Below are 17,410 nucleotides of genomic sequence, written 5' to 3' on the forward strand. Positions count from 1 at the left end.
ACGGGATCGCTCACGTCGATGACCAACACGTCATGCCCGTCGAGCCGGTCGACCAGCCCGGTGGTGGTGATCACCACGACCGGCGCGGCATCGGCGAGCATGAACCGCATCCGTGCAGCCGGCGCGGCCGGGTCGATCGGCAGATACGCCGCCCCGGTCTTCACAACCGCCAAAATCGCCACGATCGCCTCAGTCGACCGCGACAACAACAACCCGACACACTGTCCCGCACCCACACCATGTGCAACCAGCAAGTGCGCCAACCGGTTTGCAGCCACATCCAGTTCGCGATACGTCCACGAACTCTCGCCGCAGACCACCGCCCTCGCTTCGGGTGTGCGCTCCACCTGCGCAGCGAACAACTCCGGAATCGACACCCGCCTAGTGGCCGGCGCAGCCAACACCGCCCGGTTGCCCCACTCATCCAACTGGGCCTGCTCATCCTCATCGAGCAGATCGATCGACGACAGCCGCGGCCCCGTGTCGGCGGTCATGACCGCCGCTTCGTGTCGGCGGTCAACGCCACCAGCACCCGCCGCCACCGCTCGATTAGCGCCTCAATTCTCGGTGCGTCGAAAATGTCGGTGCGAAATTCCACCGCCCCTCCAATCCCGCCAGGCTCCCCGGCCTCGGTGAAACGTTCGGCCAAAGAAATTACCAAATCCATTCGCGCCGTTTGGGTGTCCACTGTCAGCGGGCTGACCTGGACATCACCCAACCTCAGCCCTGCTGCAGGTTCGCGTTGCTCGGGAAGGTTCTGCCAACCCAGCATCACCTGGATCAGCGGGTGATGCTTCCGAGACCTACTGGGGTTGAGCCGCTCCACCAGAACCTCGAAGGGCACGTCTTGATGCTCGTAAGCGGCCAGGCTGCGCGCGCGCACCTGGGCCAACAGCTCAGCGACGGTGGGATCACCGGACAGATCAACCCGCAACACCAAGGTGTTGACAAAAAATCCCACCAACTCATCCAGTGCCGGGTCACCACGTCCGGCGATCGCAATCCCCACCGCCACATCTGAACTGGCGCTCAGCTTCGACAACAACACCGCCAACGCGGCCTGCACCACCATGAAACTGGTCGCCTGGTGCTCACCAGCCACCCGGGCAATCCGCTGCTGCAGCTGCGCCGGCCAATCCACGGCCACACTGGCGCCACGCTGATCAGCCACCGGCGGGTAGGGCCGATCGGTCGGCAGCACCAAGCGATCGGGCACCCCGCCCAACGCCTGCTGCCAGTAGGCCAGCTGCGCGGCGATCGGACTACCGGGATCATCGAGATCCCCCAACTGCTCGCGCTGCCACAACGTGTAATCGACATACTGCACCGGTAGCGCCGCCCAGCCCGGAGCCTGCCCGACACACCGGCTGGCGTAAGCCACGCCCAGATCACGCACCAACGGGGTGACCGACCAGCCATCGGCAGCGATATGGTGGGCCACCGCCACCAACACATGCTCATCGTCACCGAGGTGCAAAAGCGTTGCCCGCAAAGGGATCTCAGCAGTCAAGTCGAACGAGTACCGCACCGCCATGCTGATCGCCTCAGCCAGCCGCTCTGCCGACCAACTAGTGGCGTCAACGACCCGCCAGCCGAAGTCGGCCTCGTCGGCCGCCATTACCACTTGCTGGGGTGTCCCGTCGACTACCGGAAACAACGTGCGCAGACTCTCGTGCCGGCCCACCACATCGCCCAGCGCCGCAGCCAACGCGTCGGTATCCAGCGCCCCGCTCAACCGCAACGCCACCGGCATGTTGTAGACCGGTGAGGGGCCCTGCAATTGGTCGAGGAACCACAACCGGTTCTGGGCAAGCGACAACGGAACTCTCGCCGGCCGCTCGACGGCCACCAATGGCTTACGCCGACTCTCACTTCCACCGACCCGGGGGGCCAACTGGGCCACCGTGGGCGCCTCAAACACCGACCGCACCGAAAGATCCGCCTCCAGAGCGGTATTGGCCGCGGCGACCAGCCGCATCGCCGAAATGCTGTCCCCACCCAGATCGAAGAATGAGTCGTCGAGCCCAACCCGCTCCAACCCCAGCACCCGCGCATAGATACCGGCCAGAATCTCCTCGATAGCGGTGGCCGGGACGCGATAACCGGTCTCGTGATACTCCGGCGCCGGCAGCGCGCGGGTGTCCAGTTTGCCGTTGGGGGTCAACGGCCAGGTGTCCAGGGCCACTACCGCTGCGGGGATCATGTAGGCCGGCAGCCGCTCAGCCAATGCTGCGCGCGACTCGACCGGATCGGCGGTGCCGGTGATGTAGCCCACCAGGCGTTTGTCGCCGGGGCGGTCCTCACGGGCAACCACCACCGCCTGGGCCACCCCATCTAGGGCATTGAGCGCCGCTTGCACTTCGCCCAATTCGATGCGATAGCCGCGGATCTTAACCTGCTCATCAGCACGCCCCAAATACTCCAGCTGTCCATCGGCGCGCCAACACACCAGATCCCCGGTGCGATACATCCGCGACCCGGTCCCGCCGAGCGGGCAGGCGATAAACCGCGAGGCCGTCAACCCGGGCCGACGCACATACCCGACACCGACTCCCGACCCGGCCACATACAACTCACCGGCCACCCCAGCCGGCACCGCACGCAACCAGGCATCGAGCACAAACAACGCCGCCCCCGGCACCGGCGACCCGATCGGCACCACCCCCGACCCTGGTGTCAGCGGCGCACTGATCGCCGCGTACACCGTGGTCTCCGTCGGCCCATAAGCGTTGACCATCGCCCGGCCCGGCGCCCACCGCTCCACCACCTCGACCGGACACGGCTCAGCGGCCACCACCAACGCCGCCGATTCCAGCCTTTCCGGGGAAAGCACACCCACCGCAGAAGGGGTTTGGCTTAACACACTGACCTTTTCAGCAACCAGCAAGGCGTGGAACTCGTCTGGGGCGCGCGTCACGTCGTCGGGCACCACCACCAGGCGCCCACCGTGCAGCAGCGCCCCCCACATCTCCCACACCGAATAGTCGAAAGCCAACGAATGACACTGTGTCCACACCTGTCCCGGCGCCAGCTCCAAGCCAGCGTCCAGTGAATCGAACAGCCGGGTCACGTTGCGGTGGGTGACGGCCACCCCCTTGGGTATCCCCGTCGTGCCCGAGGTGTAGATGATGTGGGCGATGTCATCGGCGGCCGGCGCCGGCAACGCCGTGCTGGGTTGGGTATCGATGCGAGGGTCGTCGACATCAATGACGGCCAACTCGCAGCCGTGCAGCCGGCCGGCCAGCCCGGCTGTGCTGATCGCGACGGTCGGCGCGGCATCGGCAACCATGAACTGCATCCGCGCCGCGGGCGACATCGGATCGATCGGCAGATACCCCGCCCCCGTCTTGAGCACCGCCAGAATCGCCGCGATCGCCTCAGCCGACCGCGAAAACAGCAGCGCCACACACTGTCCCGGGCCCGCACCGAGACCAAGCAGCAAGTGCCCCAACCGGTTAGAGGCCTCATCCAGCTCCTGGTAGGTCCAGGTGCAATCGCCGCAGACCAGCGCCACCGCCTCCGGGGCGCGCGCCACTTGGATGGCGAACAATTCCGGAATCGACCTCCCGGCGGGCGCCGGTGCAGTCAACACCGCCCGGTTTCCCCACCCATCAAGCCGGGCCTGCTCAACCGCATCAAGCAGCCCGATCGACGACAGCCGCCGAGTCGGCTCGGCAGTGATCGCCGCCAGCACCTGCTGCAATCGCCCGACGAGCACCTCGATGCTCGCGGCATCAAATACGTCGGTACGAAATTCCACGGTCCCGCTAATCCCGGTCGGGCTGCCAGCCTCGTCCCAGTTTTCGGCGAGCGAAAATGTCAGGTCCACGCGGGCGGTGTGGGTGTCCGGCGACAGCGGAGCGAGCTCCAGGTCACCCAAAGCGAAGCTGGCAGGATCGGTGCTCTGCGCGGGAAGGTTCTGCCAGGCCAACAACACCTGCACCAACGGGTGATGGGTCAGGCTGCGGGTGGGGTTGAGCCGCTCCACCAGCACCTCAAAGGGCACGTCTTGATGCTCGTAGGCGGCCAGACTGCGTGCTCGCACCTGGGCCAGCACCTCGGCGACGGTGGGATCACCGGCTAGATCAACCCGCAACACCAAGGTGTTGACGAAAAACCCGACCAACTCGTCCAGCGCCGGATCGCGCCGCCCGGCGATCGGGAACCCCACCGCCACATCGCAACTGGCGCTCAGCTTGGACAACAACACCGCCAACGCGGCCTGCACCACCATGAAACTGGTCGCCTGGTGCTCACCAGCGATCCGGGCAATCTGCTGCTGCAGCTGCGCCGGCCAATCCACGGCCACACTGGCACCGCGGTAATCCGCCACCGGCGGGTAGGGCCGATCGGTGGGCAACTGCAGCCGCTCGGGCAACCCCGCCAACGCCTGCTGCCAGTAAGTTAACTGCGCGGCGATGCGGCTCTCGCTATCAGCCAGATCACCCAGCTGATCACGCTGCCACAACGTGTAATCGACATACTGCACCGGAAGCGACACCCAGTCAGGAGCCTGCCCGACGCACCGGCTGCCGTAAGCCACGCCCAAATCACGCACCAACGGGCTCACCGACCACCCATCGGCAGCAATATGGTGGGCCACCGCCACCAACACATGCTCATCATCGCCGACCCGGAAAAGCCATGCCCGCAACGGGATCTCGGCCGACAGGTCAAACGAGTACCGCACCGCCGCGTCGATGGCCTCACTCAGCCGGCCCCCCGACCAACCGCTGGCATCAACGATGTCCCAGCTGACCTCGGCCCGCTCTACCGGGACCACCACCTGTTGAGGTACCCCATCGACTGCGGCAAACAGCGTGCGCAGACTCTCATGACGGCCCACCACATCAACCAACGCCGCACCCAATGCCGCGACATCCAGCGCCCCGGTGATTCGATATGCGGTAGCCATGTTGTAAATCGATGACGGCCCCTGCAACTGCTCCAAAAACCACAACCGCTGCTGCGCATACGACAACGGAACCGCCGCAGGTCGATGCTGCGCTGTCAAGGCTGTCTCGGCCCGTTCCGCGTGATGCGCGCTCATCCATTCGGTCAACCCGGCCACGGTGGGCGTGTCGAACAACGCTCGGATCGGGACCTCCACACCCAGTTCAGCCCGCACCCGCGCTTGCAGCCATGTCGCAGACAGTGAATGACCACCCAGGTCGAAAAACGACTCATCGATGCCGACCCGGGTCACCCCGAGAACCTCGCCGAACAGCGCGGTTAACGTCTGCTCGCGTTGATCACGCGGCGCCCGATAGGCCACCCCGCTGACGAACTCCGGGGCTGGCAACGCTCGGCGATCAAGTTTGCCGTTGACCGTCAATGGCAGCGACTCCACCACCATGACCGCGGCTGGCACCATGAACTCCGGCAACCTTTCGGCCACAAAGCGACGCAGCTCAGTGGCTCGCTCGATCGCCGCCGGGTCGTTGACGTACCCGGCCAGTGAACCCACCGGTGTGGCCGGCAGGTACAGATCCGACAGTGCCGTCGGCCCCGAGCCGTTGGCTGGTGCAGCGGGGTGAGTGAAGATCAGATCCACCAGGCCAGCAGTCGGCGACCATGTCACCGCCGTGGCATATCCCAGTTCCTGGCCCAGTCCATGACACTCGTGTGGCAATACCCCATCGGGTGTGGACAGGCCGGCGCGCAATTCGCTGATCGGCACCCGGCCGCTGGACTGAGGCAGCGCTCGCGCCAAGGCTTCCTCAGACCAGATCCCGCTGTGCGGCACCCCGGTTATGCGTAATTCCGGCAGCCCCTGTGACTGCAGGTGTTCGGCCAGCCGGTCCAAGCTTCCGAACTGTTGCCACGGTTGCGACGGTAGGTCTGTAAGGGAACGCACCGGTACCGGCGCCTTGCGCAGCACCACGTCGTATCGGTAACCGCTGAGTTCGTTGACCGCCCGCATCTGCTTGAGTTGGACGTCCACCGCGCCGATGTCGGGAAGGCGCTGCGGCAAAGCCGCGAAAAATTCTGGCGCCAATAGCAGTTCCTGCTCGGCAAGCATTTCCCGGCGCACCCGCTCGGCCACGACGGCGGCGCTGTCCTCGCCATCGACCGAATTCGCGCACACCACACCGGTGGTGAACGCTTCCAACAACGACAGGTTGCGCACGTCGCCGATGAACAACGCCCCGCCCGGTGCCAGCAATCGCATCGCTACTGCCAGCACATCAAGTAGATACCCCGCGCTGGGGAAGTACTGGGCTACCGAGTTGAGGACCACGACATCGAAATGCCCCTTCGGCAAACCGTCGGCCACGTCGGCTGGCTGCACCCGCAACCGCACCCGATCACCCCACGACTGCCCGGCCAGCGCCGCCTGCAACGTCTGGATTGTCGGCGCGGCGAAGTCCGTGCCCCAATACTCGACGCACTCGGGTGCCAACCGCGCAAGCAACAGCCCGGAACCGACGCCGATCTCCAGCACCCGCGCCCCGCGCAACCCACGGATTCGATCCACCGCAGCAGCGCGCCATTCCCGCATCTCCTCAAGCGGAATCGGGCTGCCGGTGTAACTGCTGTCCCAGCCTGCGAACTCGTCTCCCAACGCAACCGGGGCGTCCGTCGTCGATGCCAACCCCGAATAGAGGCCCCCATAAAGTTCCTGCCACTGCGCAACGAGCTTCGCTTCTCGCCCGGGCTCGCGGACCAGGATCATCTCCTGATCCAGCACCACATAGCCGACCAACTGTTTGTTGCTCGGCTCGTCGCCGCCACCCGCTGTTCGCGTGTCCGTGTGAGCGACGACCACCGCCTGCCCCACCCGAGGATGCTCCGCCAACGCGGCCTCGATCTCGCCGAGTTCGATGCGGTAGCCGCGGATCTTGACCTGTTCGTCGGCACGCCCGAAGTAGTCCAACTGCCCGTCGGGGCGCCAACACACCAAATCCCCGGTGCGATACATACGTCTTCCCGGCGCCTCCGCGCCCCCGAACGGGCACGCCACAAACCGCGACGCCGTCAGCGCACTGCGGCGCACATACCCACAGGCCACCCCGGCACCGGCCACATACAATTCACCCGCCACACCAGCGGGCACCGGACGCAACCATTGATCGAGCACAAACAACGCCGCCCCAGGTATGGGCGACCCGATCGGCACGACACCTGGACCCGGCCGCAACGGCGCACTGATCGCCACCACCATCGTCGTCTCGGTCGGGCCGTAGGCATTGCGCATCACCCGGCCCGGCGCCCACCGATTGACCACCTCGGCCGGGCAGGGCTCACCGGCAACGAACAACGTCGCCGACTCCAACCCCTCTGGCGACAACGCCGCCACCGCAGACGGCGTCTGGGCGAACATGCTGACGCCTTCGCTAACCAGCAACGCATGCAAGTCTTCTGGCGAGCGCGCGACCGACTCGGGCACCACCACCAGTCGTCCACCCTGCACCAGGGAACCGAAGATCTCCCACACCGAGGTGTCGAAGGCCAAGGTGTGGCACTGCGGCCGCACCCCCGCTTGGGGCACGACGAGATCCGGCGACGCCAGCAGTTGGGTCGCGTTGTGGTGAGTGACCGCCACCCCCTTGGGCAGACCGGTAGTGCCCGAGGTGTAGATCAGGTAAGCGATGTCATCGGGCGCCGGTGGCGGCAAGCCACTGCTGCGCTGATTGCTCACCGCGGGGTCATCAATGTCGATGACCGTCAGGTCGTACCCCTGCAGCCGCTCGGCCAGTGCGGTCGTCGTGACCGCGGCCATCGCCGCCGTGTCCTCGATGATGAATGTGATCCTGGCTTCGGGATGCGCCGGGTCCATTGGCACATACGCCGCCCCGGTCTTCAAAACCGCCAACATCGCCACGATCGCCTGGGCGGAACGTGAAAACAGAAGCGCCACAGTATGTCCCGGGCCCACCCCGTGGCCCGCCAACAGGTGTGCCAGCCGGTTAGAGGCCTCATCCAACCCGCGATACGTCATCGAGCGGCCCTCGAAAACCAGCGCAACTGCCTCCGGAGCGCGCGCCGCCTGGGTGGCGAACAACGCCGGAATCGACATCGGTGGGACAGCGCGCTGGGTAAGCACCGCCCGGTTACCCCACTCATCCAACTGGGCGCGCTCGTCGGCATCGAGCAGATCCATCGACGAGAGCCGTCGACCGGGATCGTCGGTCATAGCCACCAACACCCGGCGCAGCCGCTCAATCAACGCTTCGATTCTGCCCGCGTCGAAAACGTCGGTTCGAAATTCCACCACCCCGTAAATGCCGGCAGGTTCACCGGTTTCGTCCCAACGTTCGCCGAGGAACAGCACCAAATCCGTGCGGGCAGCCTGGGTTTCCACCGCCATCGGTGCGATCTGCAGATCCTCAAAACTCACCCGGCGCAAGGGGTCGGTGTCTTGCCCAGGGAAGTTCTGCCAAGCAAATACCACCTGAACCAATGGGTGATGAGTCAGGCTTCGGGTGGGGTTGAGTCGATCAACCAGGACCTCAAACGGCACATCCTGGTGCTCGAACGCCTCCAAACTGCGCGCCCGCACTTGGGCTAGCAGCTGCGCGACGGTGGGGTCTCCAGCCAGATCGACACGTAAGACCAACGTATTGACGAAGAACCCCACCAGCTCATCCAGCGCAGGGTCACGACGCCCTGCAACCGGGAACCCGACTGTCACATCAGGGCTTCCGCTGAGCTTGCCCAGCAGCGCCGCCAGCGCGGCCTGTATCACCATGAAGCCAGTCGTGTTGTGCTGGCGGGCCACCGCTGCAATCCGCTGCTGTAGCTCGACGGGCCAGTCCACGATCACGCTGGCGCCGTGGTAGTCAGCAATCGGCGGGTAGGGCCGGTCGGTGGGCAATCGTAGGTACTCGGGCAGCCCGGCCAGGGTCTGCTCCCAGTAAGCCAGCTGCACAGCAATCGGACTCTCGCTATCGGCCAGATCACCGAACTGCGCGCGCTGCCACAGCGTGAAATCGGCGTACTGGACCGGCAACGGCGCCCAACCGGGGACTTGCCCCGCACACCGGCTGGTATAGGCCGTACTCAGATCACGCACCAGAGGGCTAATCGACCAACCGTCCCCGGCGATATGATGCACCACCGCCACCAGCACATGATCGTCATCGCCGACACGGAAAAGCCAAGCGCGCAAGGGAATCTCGGCCGCCAAATCGAAGCTGTAACGTACCGCGGCGCCAACCGCCTCATCCAGTCGGCTTGCCGACCACCCGGTCGCATCGACAACGTCCCAACCGAAATCGGCCCGCTCGGCAGGGATCACTACTTGTTGGGGTGTCCCGGCAACCGCCGGGAACACGGTGCGCAGGGTCTCATGGCGGCCCACCACGTCGGCCAGCGCCGCACGCAGCGCCTCGACGGCCAGCGGCCCGCTGATCCGAAAAGCGGCCGGCATGTTGTAGGTCGCAGCCCCGCCCTCGAATCGGTCGAGGAACCACAACCGCTGCTGAGCAAACGACAAGGGAACCACTTCGGGCCGCTCAACCGGTGTCAGCCGCGGCAACCCGCCCGGCCCCTCAGTGATGCGGGGCGCCAACTGGGCAACCGTGGGGGCCTCAAACAAGGCGCGCGCCGAGAGAGCGGCATTCAGGCCGGTGTTGACCGCTGCGACCACCCGCATTGCTAGAAGCGAATCCCCGCCCAGGTCGAAAAACGAGTCATCCACACCGACGCGCTCCACATCGAGCACCCGGGCGTAGATGCCGGCCAGAATCTCCTCAACCGCGTTGGCCGGAGGGCGGTAATGATCAACGTCCCCGTACTCCGGTGCGGGCAGAGCGCGCTTGTCGAGTTTGCCGTTCGGTGTTAACGGCAGTGCCCCCAGCGCTACTACCGCAGAAGGCACCATGTACGACGGAAGCCGCTCGGCAAGCGCGACCCGCAACTCGGCGGCATCCGCTGTGCCGATGACATAGCCCACCAGACGCTTGTCGCCGGGGCGGTCCTCGCGGGCGATCACCACCGCCTGCTCTACGCCGTCCAACTCGGCCAGCGCTGCGCGCACCTCACCGAGCTCGATGCGATACCCCCGGATCTTGACCTGCTCATCGGCGCGCCCGAGGTACTGCAGTTGCCCCTCGGTGTCCCAACACACCAGATCCCCGGTGCGGTACATCCGCGCTCCCGGAACCCCAAACGGGCAGGCCACAAATCGCGCCGCCGTCAGACCCGGGCGACGCCAATAACCGCACCCCACGCCTGCGCCGGCCACATACAACTCGGCTACCACACCGGCCGGCACCGGGCGCAACCACGCGTCCAGCACAAACAACGCCGCCCCGCTCACCGGCGAGCCGATCGGCACCACACTCGACCCGACCGCCAACGGCGCGGTCATCGCCGCATACACCGTGGCCTCGGTCGGACCATAGGCGTTGATCATCACCCGCCCAGGCGCCCACCGGTCGACCACCTCGCCCGGGCAATCCTCACCAGCCACCACCAACGCCATAGAATCCAAGCCATACGGCGGCAACATCCCTACGGCAGAAGGGGTTTGGCTCAAAACGCTAACTTTTTCAGCGACCAGTAAGGCGTGGAAGTCGTCCGGCGCACCGACTGCCGACTCGGGCACCACCACCAGCCGCCCACCGTGCAGCAGGGCACCCCAGATCTCCCACACCGAAACGTCAAAGGCCAACGAATGCCACTGCGTCCACACCTGACCGACCGGTTCCAGGTCGGCCTGCAGTGACTCCACCAGCTGGGTCACGTTGTGGTGGGTGACGGCGACCCCCTTGGGAACACCGGTAGTGCCCGAGGTGTAGATGAGGTAGGCGACGTCATCAGGGCTCGGTGCCGAAAGAGCCGTGCTGGGCTGGGCGCCAATACGGGAGTCGTTGACATCGATGAGCAGCAGATCGCACCCGTCCAACTGGGACCCCAAGCCCGTGGTGGTGATCGCAGCGATCGGTGCGGCATCGGCGAGCATGAAGTCAATGCGGGCCGCCGGCAGCGCCGAGTCCATCGGCACATACGCCGCCCCCGTCTTGAGCACCGCCAAAATCGCCACGATCGCCTCAGCCGACCGGGAAAACAGCAACGCCACGCACTCGCCGGGGCCCGCGCCGTGCGCAGTCAGCAGATGCGCCAGCCGATTCGCGGCTTCCTCGACTTCGAGGTAAGTCATGGAGCGGCCTTCGAAGGTCAGCGCCAGCGCTTCCGGGGTACGGGCCACCTGCGCAGCCCATAACGTCGGAATCGACGCCGAGGCAGGTGCCGGCGCCGTCAATACCGCCCGGTTGCCCCAGCCGTCCAGTCGGGCATGCTCACTGGCATCCAACACATCCAGCGATGACAACTGGCGTCCCGGATCGGCGGTCATCGTCGCCAATACCGACTCCAACCGCTTCGCCAAATCGCCGACACCGAAATTCGACAATGGATGCCCAGCGCCCAACGTGCTGAGAAAGAGGTCGTCACCGCTACCGGAGAAGATCAGCCCAAAGCCGTCCACGAGGCCGGCATTAGTCAACGATGCCGATGCCGTGACGCCACCGAAATCGAGTGTGAATGCGGCCGGCAGGAAATTGACGCTCACCCGATCGAGCGGCTGCGCTGCGCCGCGCGAGCGGGCCTTGCGCTCAAGGGCTTGCACCGGGAACCGCTGATGTTGCAGCGCTTCTCGTATTCGGGCGTCAACATGCGCACAGAATTCAGTCACCGTGGTTTGGGGTGAAACCGTCAATACCAACGGCACGACCCCGGCAACCATCCCAGGAAGCGTTTTTGACTCCGGATGAACTCGCCTGGTGACCGGAAAGTCCAGCGCCACCTCCAAACCCTCAGCACACCACCTACGCACCAAAAGTGCGCACGCCGCAGTGATCACCGATGACCGAGGCACATTCCACGCCCGAGATAAGTCTTCGACTCGGCGAAGGACCACCGGGTCCAATTGAACCGGTGCGGAAGGCCAATACGAATCACCGTCGTTCCCGCCTTGCGGGGACCGATAATGCGGTCCACGCTCGACTGGCAAATTCCTTACCCAATACTCGTGATCGTCGAGGTAATCAGTTGACGCTTCGTATTCAAATTCAGAATCAACTAAGTCCTGCAATGAGCCGAAGACCGCAGGGGGAATGGGCGAGCCGGAAACAATTGCCGAATATACAGTCGCAATCCGATGACCGACCAGCGCGATGCCCGAGCCATCGAGGACTATATGATGGCCGCACCCGAACAAATAGAATTCATCGAGTCGCGTCTGAAATAACGCGAATTTGAACAGCGGGCCGCTGAGCGGCATCGGCGTGCGTTGTATCGATGCTGCTAGCTGCCTGGCTTCCTGCGCCGGCTGGTGGGAACCGGTCAGGTCGCAAAATTCCAGCTGGACGTCCGGATAATCAACTGCTTTTTGAAAAACCTGTCCATCGACCTCAACGACGGCAGCCCTGACTGGTTCGGCCTCTTGTATCACTCGGCGGATCGTCCACTCGAGCGGATCGCGTTCTACGGAACCCGCTATTTTTACGAATAGGCCGAGCTGCCACTCCGTGTCGGATTGGCCCGTCTCCTGCGCAAGCCAAATGTCCAACTGTCCGCGCGTCAGCGGAAGTCCTGCGTCGCGCTCCATTGTCTCTCCGCGCGTCAGCAGAAGCGACCGGACATCAAGCTCCATTCATCTTCCCCAAAGGCTCCCCAACCCACGGTTGAATCTTGAGGGCCGTCAGCCCGATGCCAGCCTGTCGCGTAAACTCTTCGGTCGTATATCGGCCCAGTTCTGTTCGATGTACTCCAAACATGCCGCGCGGTCCGCTTCGCCGTAAACTACCTGCCAGCCAGCTGGAACGTCGGCGAAGGTCGGCCACAGGCTGTGTTGCTCCTCGTCGTTGACCAAGACGAAAAAGTTGCCATTGTCATCATCAAACGGATTGATACTCACCAGTTCCCCCAGGGCGTCTAATTGACATGCCGCCGCAGACTTTACGGGAGTCCAACAGCGGCCGTCCGAGGTTTCGAGAAAGTGAGGCTCGCAAAAGCGGTGGGCATCTGAAGTAGCTGACGGATGGTCTGGAGAACGAGCGCGCCCGCCACGACGTGATACGCATGGCCGAGCTTTGGCGGCGAAACTGACACCGCCGACCTGCGGCGTCGTGTGGTAAAGGTCGAAATCCAGGACAGCGGACGATCACAAGTCGGACGGCCGGTAACAGATGCGCGCGATAATTGCTGACGATTGCTGGATTACGGCTTACACGCGGCGATATGGCGATCCGACGCCCGGCGGACTGGCGGTTGTTTACAGTTCCCCGGCGTCGGCGGCCCGCTTGACTTCCTGCGCGCGCGCCACCTGCTGCGCGGTGTAGCCGATGAGCAACGCCACCCCGGCGACCAGGATGACCAACCCGGCCAGCCACAGCAGACCGTACGTGTAGCCGCGGTCCAGCGCATGCAACTGCACGGGGTTCATGGCTTTCACCGGTCCGATGATGCCGCCCAGCTGCAGCGTGCGCGATGTGACAGCAACCTGGACGACGGCCAACACCACCGGCCCGCCGAGGGTCTGCAGGATCATTGCGATCGCTGACGCGGGCCCGATACGGTCTGAGCCGACGCTGGCGATCAACGACAATGTCAGCGGGAGGCCCATCGCGCCGATACCGAGACCGCCGACGACGATTGGGACAACCAGGTTCGGGAAGTACGGCATGCCGTGATTGAACGTCGAGCCGTACAGCATCGCAACCAGCACCAGGACGCTGCCGGCGAGCACCACCACCCGCGGCGAGAACCACATCACCAGGCGTGACGACGCCCCCACCCCGACCGCCATCGCGATGGTGAACGGGATGAAGCTGATGCCCGCCCGCAGCGGGCTGTAGCCCATGATGTCCTGCACGTACACGGCGACCAGTAGGACCAAGGTGAACATCAACCCGCCAGCAAGAAACATGGCCACCAACGTGGCCAGCCGGTTGCGGTCGAAGAACAAATCGAACGGCACGATGGGATTCTCGGCCCTACGCTCCACCAGGACGAACGCCACTGAAGCAGCCAAAGCTACCGCTGCCAAACCGATGGTCGGCGCCGAAAGCCAGCCCTTCTCCGGCCCGATCGAGAAGCCGAAAACCGCCGCAGTGCCGATCAAGGTGGCCAGCACGGCCCCGGCGGCGTCGAGCTTCATCCGTTCCTTCTGGGTTTCCCGCAGCGCGGTCTGGGCCAGCCAGAGCACCAGGACCCCGATCGGCACGTTCACCAAAAACACGAGCCGCCACGACACCTCGGTGAGCATTCCGCCCACAACCAGGCCGAACACTGAGCCGATGCCGGCCATTGCACCTAGCACCGCTACCGCGGTGTTGCGTGCGGGCCCTTTCGGGAACGTAGTCGCCACCAGCGCCAAGCTGGTCGGTCCGACGATCGCGCCCCCCACCCCCTGCAGCAGCCGACCCAGGACGAGAACGCCCTCGTTCCAAGCAATGCCGCACAGGCCCAGGGCCGTGGTGAACACCACCACACCGATGACGAAGGCGCGTTTGCGCCCGATGGTGTCGCCCAGGCGGCCGCCCAGCAGCATCAGGCCGCCATAGGTCAGCAAGGCGGCGGTGATCACCCAACTCCGCCCGGCATCCGAGAGCCCCAGCTCGGCCTGGATCTTAGGAAGCGCGATCACCGCGATGGTGTTATCCATGCCCACCATCAGCTGCATGCCGCCGATCGCGACAATCGCGGCGAGGAACCAGCGAGACGGCCGCCAAGCCGGCGCATCGTCACTCGAACGGGGCGCCGTGGTGGATTCGACAGTCGTTGGCGTCGCTTGTTCAGCGGATTCCGTCATCGACGGAGATAGCGCCTGTTGCGCATCATCACGAGCCCCCATAGCTGGCCACCGTACTGGAACCTCCTCGTACCGCGTGCGAAATCCAAACGGATCGCCGCCACTTTGCGGCAGACCGTACTTGCCGATTCCCGGTGAGGCCAACGACTTTCACTGTCGCACAGCCTTTCTCGGCAACAGACGGATGCCCGAGGAACTGGCCATATCCGCTGACCAGCTCACCAAGGGCCGCCACCGCGGCTAACTCATCAGCTATGCGGCGGTCGGGCCACTACCTGCGGTAACCTCATTCTCGAAGTGCGATCAGGCGCGGCGGAAGAGGAGATGCGCCCATGCCCATCCTGGACGGCGAAGCCGACGTCACGCGCGGTGAACGCTTCATCAAGACAGCGGTGGAAATCCTCGGCGAGACCGGCCGCACCGATTTCACGGTGCAAGAAGTGGTCGCCCGTTCCAAGACGTCGCTGCGGGCTTTCTATCAGCACTTTTCCAGCAAGGACGAGTTGCTGCTCGCCCTGTTCGACAAGACCATGGCGCAGACGGCGCGGGCCTGGCGCGCGGAGACCACCGGACTAGACAGCACCGCGGCGATGAAGTTGGTGATCGACCGAATCAGCGCACAACCCGAATCCAGCACCCAGGACAGCCTCAACCGGGCGTTGAGCCTCTACAACCAGCACTTGGCCGAAACCCGGCCGCGTGACTACGCGCGGGTGCTCTCGCCTTTGCATCAACTGATTCGCGACATCGTGCAGCGCGGCGTCACCGAAGGCGTGTTCGGTCCCAGGCTCGACGTCGGATCCGCCGCGGCGATCATCATGCAGACCGTATTGGGTGCGCAGCGATTGCATTGGCTGGGCGCCGAATTGACTGGCGCGCCAATCGACTCGGCCCAGTTGTACGACTTCTGCATCCATGCGCTCGGCGCCGACGACGAGCGCGAGGTGACCGCGCCGACGCTGGGCGAATTGTTCGCCCAAATCGGTCTCCGCGAAACCGACCACGACGACGAGTACACGATGGAGTTGACGGTCAGCCCTCAGGTGGTCAACACTTCCGGCGCGGTTCAAGGCGGACTGCTCGCCACGCTGGCCGACGTAGCCGGCGGTCAACTTGGCCTGCATTACCTGCCGGCGGGCGCCGGCTTGACCACCGCTGATCTGTTCATCCGTTATCTGCGCCCGATCACCGCCGGTTCCGCGCGGGCGGTCGCCCGGGTCCTGCGGGCCGGCCGACGCGCCGTCGTCACCCAGGTGGACGTATACCGCAGCGACGACGACGAACTCGCCGCGACCGCGACGGTGAATTTCGCCATCGTCAACGCCCCGGAACGACACTGAACCGGCCGGCACTGACCGCCGTACGACTATTCCGCATCCGCCCATCGGGGTGGTAACGTCATTACCGCCTGTCCGCCGCTGCTTTTCGGAACCACCACGATCAGGAGTCGCCATGCCGTCCCGCGAACTGTCCTTCCCGGTATTCGACGCCGACAACCACATGTACGAGCCGCAGGAGGCGCTGACCAAGTTCCTGCCGGAGAACCGCAAGCGTGTCATCGACTATGTGCAGGTCCGCGGTCGCACCAAAATCGTGGTCCGCGGCCACATCAGCGAGTACATCCCCAACCCCACGTTCGAGGTGGTGGCCCGGCCGGGCGCACAGGAGGACTACTTCCGCCACGGCGCCCAAGGCAAGAGCTACCGAGAGATTCTGGGCGAGCCGATGAAGGCCATCCCAGCGTTTCGTGAACCGGGCGCGCGGCTGGAGGTCATGGACGAACTCGGCATCGACTACGCCTTGATGTTCCCGACTCTGGCCAGCCTGGTCGAGGAACGCATGAAGGACGACCCGGAGATGACCCACGACGTCATCCACGCGCTCAACGAGTGGATGTACGAACAGTGGTCGTTCAACTACAAGGACCGCATCTTCGCCACTCCGGTGATCACCCTGCCGATCGTCGAGCGCGCGCTCGAAGAACTCGAGTGGTGTCTGGAGCGGGGCGCCCGCACCGTACTGGTCCGCCCGGCACCCGTGCCCGGCTACAAAGGTAGCCGGTCGTTCGGCCTCGAAGAGTTCGACCCGTTCTGGCAGGCCTGCATCAAAGCCGAGTTACCGGTCTCGATGCACGCTTCGGACAGTGGTTACTCCGAATTCGCCAACGTGTGGGAGCCCGGCGATGAGTTCCTGCCGTTCAAGCCGACCGCCTTCCGCAGCTTCGCAATGGGCCATCGACCGATCCTGGACGCCATGGGTGCACTGGTGTGCCACGGTGCGCTGTCACGCAACCCGGAACTGCGGATCCTGTCGATCGAAAACGGCGCCGATTGGGTACCGGATCTGTTCAAGGGCCTCAAGGGCGTCTACAAGAAGATGCCGAACGCGTTCATCGAGGACCCCATCGAGGCGTTCAAGCGCTGCGTCTACATCACCCCGTTCTGGGAGGACCGGTTCACCGAGATCGTCAACATGGTGGGCACCGACCGGGTGCTGTTCGGATCCGACTGGCCGCATCCCGAGGGCCTGAAGGATCCCATCTCCTTCGTCGACGAGCTCACTGACTTCGATGACGAGGACGTCGCAAAGATCATGGGCGGCAACCTGATGAAGCTGATGAAGGTCGCCAAACCAGTCAGCGCCTAAGCT

The 17,410-nt window shown here is 64.7% G+C and carries 6 protein-coding genes (1 of these 6 running past the window's edge); 2 read left to right on the plus strand and 4 right to left on the minus strand.

Going from position 1 to position 17,410, the window contains the following annotated elements; genetic code table 11:
- From AC5Y5W_RS09950 to AC5Y5W_RS09965, 4 genes are all read right to left on the minus strand, one after another.
- Nucleotides 1-494 carry the 5' end (the start) of a non-ribosomal peptide synthase/polyketide synthase gene (locus AC5Y5W_RS09950; protein WP_500010449.1) on the minus strand. It extends 26,737 nt beyond the left edge of the window, so only the first 494 of its 27,231 coding nucleotides appear in the window; its start codon is at nucleotides 492-494; the stop codon falls past the left edge of the window.
- Nucleotides 491-12,556, minus strand: a complete 12,066-nt coding sequence (locus AC5Y5W_RS09955) for an amino acid adenylation domain-containing protein (protein WP_500022270.1) — start codon at nucleotides 12,554-12,556, stop codon at nucleotides 491-493. Before AC5Y5W_RS09955 ends, AC5Y5W_RS09950 begins: the two co-directional genes overlap by 4 nt.
- 93 nt (nucleotides 12,557-12,649) lie before the next feature.
- Nucleotides 12,650-12,865, minus strand: a complete 216-nt coding sequence (locus AC5Y5W_RS09960; protein WP_499884473.1) for an MbtH family protein — start codon at nucleotides 12,863-12,865, stop codon at nucleotides 12,650-12,652.
- A 357-nt stretch (nucleotides 12,866-13,222) separates the two neighbouring features.
- A complete protein-coding gene (locus AC5Y5W_RS09965; protein ID WP_500012754.1) occupies nucleotides 13,223-14,761 on the minus strand; it encodes an MFS transporter in 1,539 nt (512 codons plus the stop codon).
- Between the two features lie 332 nt (nucleotides 14,762-15,093).
- Here AC5Y5W_RS09965 and AC5Y5W_RS09970 point away from each other — a divergent pair, with 332 nt between their 5' ends.
- Nucleotides 15,094-16,101, plus strand: a complete 1,008-nt coding sequence (locus AC5Y5W_RS09970) for a hotdog fold thioesterase (protein WP_500012613.1) — start codon at nucleotides 15,094-15,096, stop codon at nucleotides 16,099-16,101.
- 112 nt (nucleotides 16,102-16,213) lie between these two features.
- Entirely contained in the window at nucleotides 16,214-17,407 is a 1,194-nt protein-coding gene (locus AC5Y5W_RS09975) for an amidohydrolase family protein (protein ID WP_500012615.1), read from the plus strand.
- The last annotated feature ends 3 nt before the right edge of the window (nucleotides 17,408-17,410 follow it).

The organism is Mycobacterium sp. NGS51 (assembly GCF_059812525.1).